Annotated in this window: 15 protein-coding genes; all 15 read right to left on the reverse strand. The window is 65.4% G+C overall.

Annotated elements, in window-relative coordinates; translation table 11 throughout:
- Positions 1-13 precede the first annotated feature (13 nt).
- The 15 genes from RQG77_RS14270 to RQG77_RS14340 all read right to left on the reverse strand — a co-directional run bounded on the left by RQG77_RS14270 (position 14) and on the right by RQG77_RS14340 (position 13,006).
- Positions 14-577 carry a hypothetical protein gene (locus tag RQG77_RS14270; RefSeq protein ID WP_311245297.1) on the reverse strand — a complete coding sequence of 188 codons (564 nt, stop codon included), beginning with the start codon at positions 575-577 and terminating at the stop codon, positions 14-16.
- Positions 578-801: 224 nt separating this feature from the next.
- Entirely contained in the window at positions 802-1,119 is a 318-nt protein-coding gene (locus RQG77_RS14275; protein ID WP_311245298.1) for a VRR-NUC domain-containing protein, read from the reverse strand.
- Between the two features lie 264 nt (positions 1,120-1,383).
- A complete protein-coding gene (locus tag RQG77_RS14280; RefSeq protein ID WP_311245299.1) occupies positions 1,384-1,557 on the reverse strand; it encodes a hypothetical protein in 174 nt (57 codons plus the stop codon).
- A gap of 100 nt (positions 1,558-1,657) precedes the next feature.
- Positions 1,658-1,903 carry a hypothetical protein gene (locus RQG77_RS14285; RefSeq protein ID WP_311245300.1) on the reverse strand — a complete coding sequence of 82 codons (246 nt, stop codon included), beginning with the start codon at positions 1,901-1,903 and terminating at the stop codon, positions 1,658-1,660.
- 8 nt (positions 1,904-1,911) lie between these two features.
- The gene (locus tag RQG77_RS14290) at positions 1,912-2,130 is read right to left on the reverse strand and encodes a hypothetical protein (RefSeq protein WP_311245301.1); all 219 of its coding nucleotides are present in this window, start codon (positions 2,128-2,130) and stop codon (positions 1,912-1,914) included.
- Positions 2,127-2,561 (reverse strand): hypothetical protein, encoded by a 435-nt coding sequence (locus tag RQG77_RS14295; protein ID WP_311245302.1) that lies wholly within the window; start codon positions 2,559-2,561, stop codon positions 2,127-2,129. The genes RQG77_RS14290 and RQG77_RS14295 overlap by 4 nt, the downstream gene beginning before the upstream one ends.
- Positions 2,562-2,596: 35 nt before the next feature.
- Complete coding sequence (locus tag RQG77_RS14300; RefSeq protein WP_311245303.1) at positions 2,597-2,950, reverse strand: hypothetical protein; 354 nt, start codon at positions 2,948-2,950, stop codon at positions 2,597-2,599.
- A 236-nt stretch (positions 2,951-3,186) separates the two neighbouring features.
- On the reverse strand, positions 3,187-6,402 hold the full coding sequence (locus RQG77_RS14305; protein ID WP_311245304.1) for a hypothetical protein: 3,216 nt from the start codon (positions 6,400-6,402) through the stop codon (positions 3,187-3,189).
- Between the two features lie 31 nt (positions 6,403-6,433).
- A complete protein-coding gene (locus RQG77_RS14310) occupies positions 6,434-7,186 on the reverse strand; it encodes a hypothetical protein (protein WP_311245305.1) in 753 nt (250 codons plus the stop codon).
- Positions 7,187-7,237: 51 nt separating this feature from the next.
- The gene (locus RQG77_RS14315; RefSeq protein ID WP_311245306.1) at positions 7,238-7,984 is read right to left on the reverse strand and encodes a DUF2786 domain-containing protein; all 747 of its coding nucleotides are present in this window, start codon (positions 7,982-7,984) and stop codon (positions 7,238-7,240) included.
- Positions 7,985-8,076: 92 nt separating this feature from the next.
- Positions 8,077-9,720 carry a phage/plasmid primase, P4 family gene (locus RQG77_RS14320; protein ID WP_311245307.1) on the reverse strand — a complete coding sequence of 548 codons (1,644 nt, stop codon included), beginning with the start codon at positions 9,718-9,720 and terminating at the stop codon, positions 8,077-8,079.
- 180 nt (positions 9,721-9,900) lie between these two features.
- Positions 9,901-10,398 carry a hypothetical protein gene (locus tag RQG77_RS14325; RefSeq protein WP_311245308.1) on the reverse strand — a complete coding sequence of 166 codons (498 nt, stop codon included), beginning with the start codon at positions 10,396-10,398 and terminating at the stop codon, positions 9,901-9,903.
- 42 nt (positions 10,399-10,440) lie between these two features.
- Entirely contained in the window at positions 10,441-10,761 is a 321-nt protein-coding gene (locus RQG77_RS14330; RefSeq protein ID WP_311245309.1) for a DUF4190 domain-containing protein, read from the reverse strand.
- Between the two features lie 122 nt (positions 10,762-10,883).
- A complete protein-coding gene (locus RQG77_RS14335) occupies positions 10,884-11,834 on the reverse strand; it encodes a hypothetical protein (RefSeq protein WP_311245310.1) in 951 nt (316 codons plus the stop codon).
- A 29-nt stretch (positions 11,835-11,863) separates the two neighbouring features.
- Positions 11,864-13,006 (reverse strand): tyrosine-type recombinase/integrase, encoded by a 1,143-nt coding sequence (locus RQG77_RS14340; RefSeq protein ID WP_311245456.1) that lies wholly within the window; start codon positions 13,004-13,006, stop codon positions 11,864-11,866.
- Positions 13,007-13,083: the final 77 nt, after the last annotated feature.

Below are 13,083 nucleotides of genomic sequence, written 5' to 3' on the forward strand. Positions count from 1 at the left end.
CCGCGTGCGAGGGTCAGAGGGTCTCGATACGAACCGCGAGGTTCACGCCGTCGATCTCGACGTAGAACTCGCCGGGCTCTGCCTGCCCCGGTGCGCTGACGGAATGACCGGCATCATCGAAGGCTTCTCGAGCGATGTTGAGAGCCTTCAGCGCTGTGGAGTCGGTGCGCGAGACCATCGCCTCGACATGGGCAGCCGCTGCGGGGCGGGCGACGTCGACGGGCGTGTACTTCTTGGGGTCGGTCGCCCACCGCAGCATCTGGGGGATCTGCGGAGCGAAGGCGAGGCGCGCGAGGAGGTCAGAGCCGAGGAGTCCGTCGCGTGTGTCCCTGGCGACCGGATCGGTGCGGTTCGGCGTGTAGCCGGCGAGCTCCGCGTCGCGCGCGTGCGTGAATGCCGTCCCGACCTCCAGGAAGTGCACGGCACGCACCATCGACACGTAGGTCTTGGTCGCCGCGTCGTAGGACGTGATGATGTCGAGCGCTCGCGCAGGATCAGCCGTCGCGTAGCGACTCTGGGCGTACGCACCCCCTCGCTCGACGGTCGTGGTGGGAACAGGCGGAACAGAGGGGCTCATGGTGATCTCCGGTATCGGGTCAGCGGACGAGGAGCAGTGCTGGCGGGCACGGTGCGTGGGCCCAGCCGACCTCGGCCTGGATGATGCTGTCCCCGGGCGCGAAGCTGCCGCCGCAGTCGGCACAGGTGCCTGCATGGGCGGCAGCGAAGGGGCGAGGGGACGCGATGAACGCGGCGGGGCGGCTCACTCGATGCGGGTGGGGCCGTGGCCCACGGGTCGAGGATTCATGCAGCAGCCTTTCTCTCGAGGGAGGTCAGATCACGTCCGAGGGTGAGCTCCTCGATGAGGAGGTCGACGTCGTCCCGGTTGTCGATCTTTCGCGCGTCGCCGCCGGACGCGAGGATCTCGTCTCGGCGTACGCGCTGAAGCGGGTCGAGGGTCCTTCCCGGAGCCTTCGTCTCGACGAACACGGTGTGCCCGTTCAGGACGATGATGCGATCAGGGACTCCGGAGGTGGCAGAGGTGAACTTCCAGCAGACCCCGCCGGCTCGCTTCACGCGATCGCGGAGGTAGTGCTCGACGTAGTTCTCGGCCTTACCCATCGGCGTCTCCGTGATCGTGGCGGCAGTCGTCGCAGCAGACGTTCGATCGGCTGGTGCATTCCGCCTTGGGGGCGTCGCACGCCGGGCACGGGTCGTCATCCACGCCCGCATCTTCGCCGGAGCAGTCGGGACAGAAATCTTCGCCTGCCTCGTGCGTCCATCCGACTTCGAGCGCCGAGTCGATCTCGTTCGTACCGGAGTCGTAGGCCGTGCTGGCCTCGGCAGAGGTTCCGCAGTCGTCACAGGTGATGCTGACGGTCATACTCACGGGGCACCGTCCTTCGGGGCTTTCGGATGCAGCGGGCAGATGCTGCCGAGCGGGAAGGTCTCATCGTGGGTCTCGCACCACGCGAAGTCGTAGGGCTTCTCGGTGACCATGGAGCACGGCGCCTTGTCGGCGGCCGCGAGATCGATCACCTCGGCCTCGCTCCAGCTCATCTGGCACACAGGGCAGTGAAAACGGACGCCCGCTGCATCAGCAGTCCGCTCCATGGGGGCTCTGCAGTCGGGTTCCGGGCAGGGGGTGGCGACCTGGGTCTCAGCCATGGATGTCTCCGATCTCGTGTTCGGGGCAGTAGTCGAGTCGACGACGACTCTTCGGGTTTTTGACTGCGACGGCCCACCCCTGGGCTCGAGCGCTTTGGCGGCCGAGTCGCGCATCGAGATCGCGCACGCTTCGCCCCTTGCCGTCTGAGTGCTTTCCGTCGCAGGTGATGCTCACCACCGCCTGGTTCCAGAACCGGGCGTTGCGCCGCGCGTTGAAGTCGCGGACTGCGGTCATCATCGGGCGACCTACAGCTTCGGGTGGCTCCGCACGGATGCGGGCAGCACCAGCGATCGGATGTAGTCCACGTCTTCGCGCTCCAGCACGTAGCCCGGCTGGAGCCACGTCGCCTCGTCGTCGGAGCCATCGAGATCCGCGACCGTCTGAGTCGTGTCCTCGTAACGCGCGTCCTCCACGGGTGTCAGCGTCGCGCGGTCCAGGGAGAGTGTCTCTTCGCGCTCGCTCATGCGGCCACCTCGGTGATCTCTTCGGGCTTCGGTCCGTCGTGGCGGATACCCATCAGATCGGCGAGCGTGCGCCAATGCTTGAGGTCCTCGTCGCTCTGCCCGCCGATGGCCGGCGAAGCGATGGCCTGCCAGAAGGTCGTCAGGTCCGAGGTGATGTCGGAGCTCCGGTGCTCTTCGTTCGCACCGAGCGTGACTGCCGCGAACTGGCCTAGGCGCGCATAGCGGCTGGTCTTCACGATGTTCTCGATCGAACCGACGTTCGCGCGGTAGGTCTCGACCTCTTCCTGAAGCGAAAGGAGTTCTGACTCGATCGCGCGCAGAGCGTCGATCTCCGCGGACCAGTCGTTGGACTTGTCCGAGCCCATGAAGCTGACGATGTTGTCGAGCTCGGAGACGCGGGACGGGGCGGGGGCGGCGGCGGTGGTGGTCATAATGGTGCCTCTCTGGGCGACGAAGTGGGTGGAGGTCAGGCGGGAACGTGGTCGTCGTCTTCGTCTGCGGCTGCGCAGACGTCGTTGCTGACCTGGACGAGGACGAGGTCGTTCTCGTGGTCGAAGCCGACGATTCTCTCGCTGGCGCCGTAGGCGTGAAGGCCGCGGTGAAGTCGTTCGACGAGGTCGTCGGTGAAGGAGTCGATGTTCCCGCCTTCGATGGCGGGCTGGTAGAAACCTGGCTCGAGAGCGAGCACTCCGGTGTAGACCCCGTCGGGGTTGGCCGTGGCCAAGGCGTACTCCGCGCTGACCGGTCCGAGCTGAACGACGATCTCCCGATCGCCCGAGGTAACGACTCGGAATTTCTCAGGGTCGAGGGTGCCGTACATCGTGATCTCGTCTCTATGATCAGTGGAAGGTGGGCTTGTTTCTGGGGATCTGAGCGCACTGGCGAAGGACTCTGTCTGGGGAGATCAGAGTCCTTCGCAATCCAGATGGTCCGGCATGGCTGGAGCGGAGCCACTATCTCTCGATGCGCACTAGTCGCTGGCGACGTTCTCGAGGCGGGCACGAAGGGGCCCCAGCGTGTAGCTGAGACCCCTTCGCGGGGATGGGCGAGATCGCTCTAGTCCTCGTCGGACTCGTCCTCTGCGGAGCCGTCCGCGGAGTTCATCCAGCTCACCTCGAACGTGCTGGCGAGAAGACCCACGTAGGCGTCGATGTCCAGGCAACCGAGGAGGTCGCGCAGCGCATCGTCGCCCATGCAGAGCAGGTCACCGTTCTCGATGAGGACACTCCAGGCAGGGTCGATGCCGTTGATCTTGCGAACAACGACGTCCTGGTCCTCGGGAAGGAGGGTCCTGCCCGTCTGGGTCGTCTCGACCCGGCTGCGCGCGTAGCCGTTCTCCTGGAGGATCTGCAGCGCTATGGGGTCCGTCACCACCGGTGACAGCTGGTCCTTCGCGCGCTTCACCTTGGAGGCCGGCGTCACGGCCCACGCACCGGCTGCCCGGAGGGACACGGCTCCGGGTTTCCCCTGGTGCACGATGAACATCCGGTTGTAGTGCTGCAGCTTGCGAGGGTTTGTGACCTCATCGAGCTTCGGGTCGATCGGATCCAGCGGATCCGCCGCGAACGGGATCGTGACCGTCGCGTTGGCGGCGGCGATCACGTTCTGGAACAGCCGTGCGGCGAGCACGGGGTCGCTGTTCCGAATCGCCTCGAGCATCAGCTGCTTCCCGAGACGCCTGTCGAGCGGCTCGGTGATGCTGATCGGAGTGTCCCGCCACGAGGGCACGTATCCACCCACGATGTATCGGAGGTACCTCACCAGTGCCCAGTCGAGCACCGCGGGGTGCGCGAGGCTCTTCGTGGGCTGAGGCTCCTTGAAGCACGCGAGCGTGCCGCCCGATGCCGACACGAACGGCGCCTCCCACAGAGGCGTTGCCGGGTCCTCTGGCACCTCCATCTCGAGGCGATTGTTCGAGTCCTTGCTCACGATGATGAGCGGCTCGGGCTCGATCTCGACGTTGATCAGCGCCTGCTGTTCGGCGAGGACGCGGTTGTTGGTCTCTTCGTCCAGGACGGAGTAAAGACCATCGGTGTTCGTCGAGATGATCCGGGCGCCTGCCAGCGTCTGCGCCTGACCGATGCGCCAGGAGAAGAGCTGTCCGATGATTCGCATCGAGATGATGGCGTTGTTGACCCGGATCGGGGTGTGGTGGGTCGTGTCGCCGGCACCGGATGCCGAGTTGAGGATGAGCTTCGTCCCGTTGCGGAGAACACCCAGGCGGGTCTTCTCCTCGTCGCTCAGCCCCGGCGCCTTCATCATCTGCCCGTAGCGATCCTTGTCCGCGAGGATCTTCGCGTACCGGTCCTCCCCGAGCTCGGCGTTGTAGAACGCGCTCATGTTGCGGAGCATGTTCGGGTAGTAGCTCGTGAAGTCCTCGTGGATCGCGGTGTCGACCGAGGTGTAGGTGTACTTCTTGTTCAGCTTCGTCGAGCCGTCCTTGAGCACCTTGAACAGCTCCGGCTTCGGGAGCGATTCCTTGTACCCGACGGACGGGAAGCGGGCGGCGATCTCGCGGTAGCGCTCGTGGTCGAACAGCTCTTCAGGGCATGTTGCCCATCCGGGGTATTCGACCTCGAGTGCCTCGGACATTGCCTTGAGGTTCTTGATCGTGGACTTCGAGGCGAGGACCTCGGCGTGCTGCACGACCCGCCCATCGGCGAGCGTGACGCCGCCCTTGGTGGTGCGCACCACGAGCGGATCCCGATACTCCCTCTTGACCGCATTGAGCAGGTCGTTCTTCGGCTCCCAGAGCGCGATGTCGGCCATGTAGCGATCCCACGCCGCCTCGGCCCCGTGGATGCCACCGGTGGAGAAGGTGGCGAAGCACGTGGAGGGTGACCCGTCCGCATTGAAATACGGCAGGTTGTTCGCGGTCTTCGGCATGTACTTCAGGACCATGGGCCGGTTGTCGAACCCGTAGGTCTCGGTGTACTCCCGAGAGTCGTTGAAGTTCTGGCCCTCGATCGACTTGTAGTAGCGGTACACCTCGTCGAACTGCGCGCGCGCGGATTCGTCGGTGATGTTCTCGTAGAAGAACGCTCGGCACTCATCCAGCACGTTGACGCGCTGGATGCCGCGCTCCTTCGCGACCATCTCAGACGGGTACATGAAGCTGACAGCCTCGAGGTCGTCCAGGTTGCCGTAGGGGCTCAGGATGAGACCTACGAGCTTCGCCGAGGATGCGTCGGGAGTCAGGCGGCCGCGTCGAACAGCCTTGGGGCTGATGTTCGGGCTGCTGGAGAATCGCGACTTCTCGTAGATGGTCTCGGGGTACTCGTCGATCAGGCCCTTCTTCAGGTCGAAGCCTGAAGCGTAGGTGGGGTGCTCGAAGAGCTTCGCGAGACCGACGACGTCGGAGACGTTGTAGGCCAGCAGCTCGTAGAACTGCTGGAGCGTCTCGACCGTCGCGTTGCGCGAGTCGAGCTTGTCGCTCTCCATGATCTGGCGACCCAGGCCGCCGAGCTGCCGCTTCAGGGCGACCATCCGCTGCGCCTCGTTGAGACGCGCGGCATCGATGTGACGACCGGAGTTGATCATCGACGCCCGGATCCGGTTCGGCACGCTGCCGTACTTCTTGCCGCCGGCCACACGACCCTCGGTGAGGTACGTGTGCATGTACTTCTTGTACGGCTCCTGGAACATCTCGTCGTTGTAGGAACGGAGGCGAGATGCGGCCGGGGGCATGAAGCCGGTGGCCGCGTGCTGGTTCTGCGAGAGCGCACGCGGGAGATGCGAGAAGGCCTCCATGAAGTACAGCGCCAGAATCGTGGTGTCGTAGCTGTACGAGTTGTACCCAACGAAGTAGGGGTGCGCTTCGAAGGGGTCGTACTCAGGGTCCGTGTCGCAGACCGGCCGGAGGAACGACGAGTACGACGAGCGCGAGTCGGGGTCGTTGACGGAGTCGGCGTCGCTGAGCCCGAACATCTGCGCGAGAGCGAGGTTGCCCGGCCACGTGGACAGGTCGTGCAGCCTGACGGTGCGCTTCATGCCGTCGACCATCTGGAAGGCGGGGTTCGAGGCGATGATCATCTCAGCTGCGTCCTGCAGGCTGACCGGCTTCTCCGCGATCTCCGCGGCGAGAGGTCCGGTCGGGTCGATCAGGTAGAACGCATCGATCGTGTTGGTGCGCGGGGCGTACGCGCAGAGGGTCCAGACGTTGTTCAGCGCCTCGATGTCGTAGAACACGAAGCTCGCGGTCTTCGCCGTCACTGGACGGGCCGCCTTCGTCAGCTGCGCGTCGGGGGTGGGCGCCAAGAGAGCATTCGACATGCGAGATTCCTTCCTCTTGGTGTCGTGGGGGTCAGGTGAAGCGAGGCCGCCGCTTCGGGCGTTTCGCGGGTACGGCTTCGGCGATGGCGCGTTCTGCCGCGTCTGCATCGAACGCTGCGGCTATGAGCGCACCGGCGATCTCGAGGTTGCGACTCGCGTCCTCGGACGGCTTCCAAGCCGCAGGCGGCCAGGGCCAGCCGCCGGGCGGCAGGTAGCGTCCGTCTCGGTCGTGCCAGGCGTCAGCGCCGTAGTCGGCTGCTTCGAGATAGCAGCGCGCGGCTGCCATCAGCTCGCGAGAGCGTCCGATGTCCGCAGCGGGTTCGTGGCCCTCTTCATGGATCTGCCGAGCTCGCTCGCTCGCCATCCGTTCGATGCCGCGATTGGCGGTGTCGGCGCTGAGCTTGAGCGTTTCGGCGATCGCCGCTCGAGCAGCGACGCGCGCGGCCCATTCGGAGCCCAAGCCGGGGCGCTTGACGACGGGGTCGATGTCGTGCTGGCGGAGCACTCGTTCGATGGCCTCCTCGACGCGGTCCAGGAGGTGACCGGTAGGGGCGGGGGCGGCACGTGAAGAGCGAAGTGCTGCGGCCGCGGTGCGAAGAGCTGCGGCGATCCGGTTGCGCATGAAGTGGGCGAGGGGCACGAGGTCACCGCGAAGGGTGCCGTCGGCGAAGTCGGCGCAGATCTCGAGTTCGTCCACCAGGTCTTCCTGGGGGAGCGAGAGGTAAGCCTCTGAGTTGTCGCCTCGTCGCTGCGCGATGAGGGCCTCGTAGATGGGCTCGGACATGGTGCTCCTCTCCGGAGGGTCAGTGGATGGGTGTGAGTGGGTGCTCGGCGGCTATGCCGCGTCTTCGTCGGAGTGCGACTCGAGCGCGCGGCCGGCGGTGAGGTTCTTCTCACCGGTGTTCGCTTCGTAGCCCGCCCGCACGCCTTCGGCGTACGTCAGCTCATCGGCCGGCTTGCGAGTCCTGGCCTTCGGGTGCTTCTTCTCGTCGACGACCGCGTCCACCCGATCACGGCGGGAGGAGAGCACGAGATCGGTCCCCGAGCCGGCGTCCTCGACGATGGTCTGACGGTTGCGGCGAATCCGGGCGGATGCGCCGGCTCCGAAGCCACGGATGAATCCGCTGCGCGCTCGACGCTTCTCGCTCTCGGAGCTGTAGCGGAAGAGCGGACGATTGGCGCGCCACCAGGCACGCATAGCGACCATCGCCTGAACCTCCAGGCTGGCGATGAGCAGTCGGGCCTGGCGAACATCGGACTCGAAGCCGACGATGTAGAGGATCGAGCCGAGTCCGGCGACGTCTTTCTGCAGAGGACGCAGGGTGCCCAGAGCGAAGGTGACCTGGCCACCCATCTCGCGCAAGTCGCGGGCGTAGACGCCGGTGAACAGCTGCGTCTCCTGGACGATCTGCTCCTGAGACTGCCCGAGCTTGGCTCGACGTTCGTCGATGCGCGCCTGCTCGATGCCGTATTTCAGCATGAGACGTTCGGCGTGCTCGGTGAGGGCCTCAGCCTCCTCGGGTGTCGTGCTCTCGGCCTTCGCCAGCATCTTGGCGATGAGATCCAGCTTGCTCTCGCTCATGGAGGAGCCCTTCTGCGGTGGGGGCCGTCGATACGGCGGCGGTCGAAATGGGTGCTGAACGCGGGGTCTCGCGGACCCCGCGTTCAAACGACTCAGTCGTCGTCGGTGGGCGCCGGCGCCGCGGCACCGGTTCCTGCCTGCCGCTGCAGTCCGCGATAGTTCGCGGCCAACGGCGAGAACAGCGACTTCTTGAGCGGGTCAGTCCCCAGGTAGCCGGGGTTCATCCAGTCCCTGAGGTCGAACCGCGCGATGAGCGGCTCGGGCTTGTCCATCCGGTTCGCCGGGCGGATCTTCGCGGTCTTGTCCTGGCAGTACCAGAGCTCTGACTTGTCGACGATCGCGACCAGGTCCGTGATGAAGTTGTTCCGCCCGATCGGAGAACCCGACGGGTTGGTCTTCGCGAACCACGACTTGTAGAGGTCGTATAGGAAGGGGAACGGCAGGAGATCCCAGACGAAGACTTCCTCGAACTCGTCCCAGAACGCGCGCACCGGGTCGTTCGCCTTCTTGTACTCGTCGAGCACAAGACGCGTCGCCTCGGGCTCGGAGAGCACGTAGTAGTCCATGTGCAGAACGCGCTTGAGCACGTACTGCAGGACCTGATCACGGCCGACGTAGTCGTCCTTGATGTAACGGCGCTCGGCACCGGTGTAGCTCTTCTCGAACGGCACGAACAACTGGCGACGATAGAAGCTCTCGGACTTGTCCTTGATCTTCGGGAACCCGTTCAGACACTGGACCATGAAGCCCCAGAACTGATACGCGATCGGCGTCTTGTACTTGCGGTTGATCGAGATCACGTCGTTCGTGATGATCGCCTTGAGGTTGGCGGCGCGATCGATGAAGGTGCCGACGTCGTTCTCGTCGACGAGGATCGCACTCGCGCGCGTGAGCGGCTCGAGTAGGAAGTCCTTGCCGAAGTCGGCGATCGGGATCGAGGCGTAGCTGGCAGTTCCGACGAGGTTCCTCATCAGCTCGACCAGGGTGCCCTTTCCGTTGTTGCCCTTCTCGGAGTAGAACCATGCGCTCTTGTTCCAGCGCACGTGCGGACGCACGATGGCGCCGAGGATCTCCCAGAGCAGGTGGACGACCTCGGGATCGTCGCTCAGTCCTTGGATCCACTCCTCGACCTCCCAGGTGTCCCCATCGGGGGTCTGGATGCCGGGCGAGAGAGCTGTGGCGACGTAGTCGACGCGCGCCTTGGACAGGAACACCTTGGACGGGTCGAACGGGAGGAGCTCCTTCGACTTGAAGTCGAAGATGCCGTTGTTCACCGCGATCAGGTCGCGGTCGGAGCAGCGGCCTACGCGGGGCGCCTCCTCACGAAGGACGGTCATCACCTCTCGAGATTCGTTGATGGTGAGTTCGCGGTTGTAGAGCCGGCCGACGCTTCGGATGTGATCCTCACTCGTCGCGTACACACCCTTGTCCTCGCCTCGGTCGACGTACATCGCCAGTAGGTCCAGGTCACGGTCGGTGTTCTTGCCCGACGGAGCGATCCGCACCACCCTGTGGAGCGTGATGAGGATCTGCGCGATCTGGGAGAAGGTCAGTCGCTTCAGGAGGTTGATCTTGTGGGTGCCCTGGCGACCCGCGTTCTCGACGTTGAACTCCTTGTTCGTCTCTGCGAGAAGTGTCTCTTCGATCGTCGCGGGGCTGGGGAGCTTGCCGCCCTGGAGAGAAGCGAGGTACTTGGTGGTCACCTGCTTCGTGATCTCGTTCTGGGTCTTCGCCATCGTCAGAGGCCTTTCGGAATTTCGTGCGAGCCGAGGGTCCACGCCGTGCGCTTTGGGCGCAGTGGAGGGAGGTGGGTATCGGCGGAGCAAAGAGGTCTGGGCGTCCGATGTCGCGCTCGGCTGAGCCTTGCGACGAAGCAAGGCCGCACCCCGGGTGGGGTGCGGCCCTGAGGCGAGGCGTTAGATGCCGTCCATCTGTTCGCGGAAGTCGGCGATCAGCTGATCCTGCGGGCTCACTTCGGGGGAGAGGCGAGCCGCGTGCCGGCGGAGGTGATGGTTCGCCGATTCGAGCGCGGCGAGGCGTCCGGCGTCGTCGACCGTGGCGGGATTCTTCGCAGACATCGTGAAGAGCGCCTCTCCTGCGTTCCACAGGTGAGGATCGTTCGGGAACGCGCTGTCGAGGAGGTCCCAGAGCTGCTCGCGGTGCGCCTGAATGGCGAGCGAGACGTGCGGGGCGCTCTTGGCCTCTTCGATGGTCACGCCAAGCGACTTGGAGAGTGCCTCGCGGATCTCCACGGGGATCGAATCGTCGGCCAAGAACTGGCTGACGAGCGCTTCTCTGATCTCTGGCGGGAGGTCCGCGCCTTCGGAGAAGAACCCCACCGGGGTCTGAAAGGCGAGATGGATCTTCGGCGGCGACTCCCCGTCGGGCCCGTCGTGCTCATCAGGCGTGGTCATGAGGTCTCGCTTTCCGCCGCGCCGTATCTGCGCGGGTGGTGTTCAGAAGATGGAGGGAGGAGCCGGCAGCTCGGCGTACGCGATCAGCAAGATCGTGAGCAAGGCGGCTGCCGCGATGGTGAGAGCGGTGTACGAGATCCACAGCGCCGCAATCGCGAGTCGACGTCCGCGCTTCGGCGTGCCGTTGCTGCGCTGGAAGTACATCCGGATGAGCGCGAGATGTCCGAGCACGATCGCGATGACGAAGCCGATGGCGGTGAGGAAGCCACATGCTGCGCTGATGAGCGCGACAACGGCCGTCCGGCTCACACGCGGCCGAGGGGCATCAGAGATGCTCGTGATTTCGTGCTGGAACAGCCCCATGGCCGACCTCCTTCGCTGAGTGATCCAGCCGGCGGTTATCGCTGGCGGATGCGCAGGAAGGAAGTCGGGTTGGGGTGGAACGTCACAACCAGACCCGGTGCGCGCTTCGCGCGCGCCCCCAGTCATCGACCAGGAGGGGTCGCCTCGACTGGTCGGGTGAGGGACGAGATGCGATCGAGCATCTCGTCGCTCTCCTGCAGGATCTGAGCCGACCGGAGCAGGACTGCCGCGAGCTGCGCATCGACATCGTCGTACGCGTCAGCGAGCTCGTTCGGGGTCGCCCGGGCGAAGCGCCCGGTCGACACAGTACGAATGACCTGATCGCGGTCAACGGATCCTCCGACTCGCTGACGGCGTTTCATCACCGCGGTGATGGACTTCGGGGACATCGGGTCGCTCGTGACATGCCCGTACTGGTCGATGGCAGGCAGGAGCGTCTCAGCCTCGCGCCAGACACCATCCAAGCTCGAGCGACAGTCGTGCGAGAGCTGATCCTGGTCGGGCGTCACACTCTCCTTCACGTCGGTCCACCAGTGCCGCGACGCAGCCCCGACAATCCGGAGCCAGCGCGTAACGGCACAGGCCGCACATGCCGCGGCAGGGTCGCTCTTGGGGATCGGCACGTCGCGGATCGAGAGAGACGGGAACAGCGTGACTTCGGCCTGCATGACAGAGCGAGCTTCCGCTCGGGACAGTCCGACGACTCCGATCAGTACGAGAAGCCAGCCGTCACGTCGAGCCCGCATCGCCTGGGCGAAGTACTTCCGATGCTGATAGGGCGACAGGTTCGCCAGGGCGTCCGGGAGCGAGGCCCAGCCGTCACCGCTCTGCAGCGCCGATCGTGGCGGCGTCGACGGCAGCTCGAGAGGTTCACCGGCTCGAGCGTGGGCGCGACGGATGGTTCTCACCCTGTGACCCTGCGCGTCGAGGGAGGCGGGAAAGGCAGCGAGGAAGGCCGCGATCGTGTCACTCGTCGTCGGTAGGGCCGGTGCCTTCGTGGACGTGCACCAGTCGAGGAAGAGCGCCCACTCGCGGGCCTCTCGGGACGGTCGACGCGTGGCTGTACGTGTCACGGTGAGCAACCTCCTCCTGCAGATGGGTGTCAGAGCCCGATGCGGGTGACGGCGTTCTGGCGGAGAGGGTCGTGTTCGCGACGGTAGATCTCGACGGTCTCGACACGTTTGTGGTTCGTCTGCCGCATGACGGAGGCCGGAGAGGCGCCGGCGCGAAGAGCTTGCGTCACGAAACCGGCACGCAGCGAGTGTCCGCCGAACCGTTTCGGGTTCATGCCCGCGCCGTCCAGGCGGAGCTTCACGACGCGATCGACCACCGCACCGCTAATCGGCGTCGCTCCGACATGGCCACCGCGGCGCACAGGGCGAAACAGCGGCGTCTTCGGATCGAGCCGGTCGAGCTCAGGGGTGGGCCCGTGACAGATGTGCACGTCGGTGCTGGACTCGCGGAGAAGAGTCATCATCTCGCTCCTCGTGGCGTGAAGAGCAGAGTCAAGAACGCGCACCCACCGCAGGAAGGCGCACGGCGGGCACGTGAGCGGATTCGCACCGTACGGGAGGCCCTTCACGGATCCGCGCCCCTCTTGGTCGGTCTTCGAGGTGAGCAGTCGAACGTGCAGGCCGTCCTCGGTGTGCACGGTGACGTCGCCGACAAGACGGGATGCGAGCTCTGAACGACGGAATGCGCCGGCGAAACCCATGACGAGGAGCGCCGCATCGCGGTGTCCGAGGATCCCGTTGGGAAAGCCGTGAAGGTCGATGCCGAGAAGCACCTTCTTGAGATCCTCGAGCAGCAGCGGGGCCATCCTTCGCGTCGGTCTCACGTGACCGCGCCGGATGCCGGCAAGGGTCCGTTTGACCTCAGCCGACGAGCCCGGCTGAGGCATACCAGCGCCGTGGTGGTGGACGTTGATCGAAGTGACCCAGCGCTGGATGGTGCTCGGCGCATAGACGTAGTCGCCGGACTCGGACACGAGTGCTGCGCGATCGGTCATGTACGCCGCGACCGTCTCACCGGTCGCGGGCAGTGAGACCTGGTCGTGCTCATCGCACCAGCGTTCGAACGCGCGCCAGTCGGCTTCGTATGCGCGCGCTGTGTTCGGCGCTGTGGCGACGGCCTGGTGCTCTTGGATGCCGTCCAGCAGTCGCTGGGGGAGCGGCGCGCTCGTTCTGGTGGGCACCTGTGCGCCCGGTGGCAGAATCACGACGGGCGTGGTCAGCTCTTCGGTCATCGCCACGCTCCCGCCTCGTGGCGGGTGATGATGCGCTCGCGTGCTTTCGCGTCGTCTGGTGAGGGAGTCGTGGGGGC

This window comes from Microbacterium sp. WCS2018Hpa-23, assembly GCF_031843845.1.
In the GTDB taxonomy this organism is placed as follows: domain Bacteria; phylum Actinomycetota; class Actinomycetes; order Actinomycetales; family Microbacteriaceae; genus Microbacterium.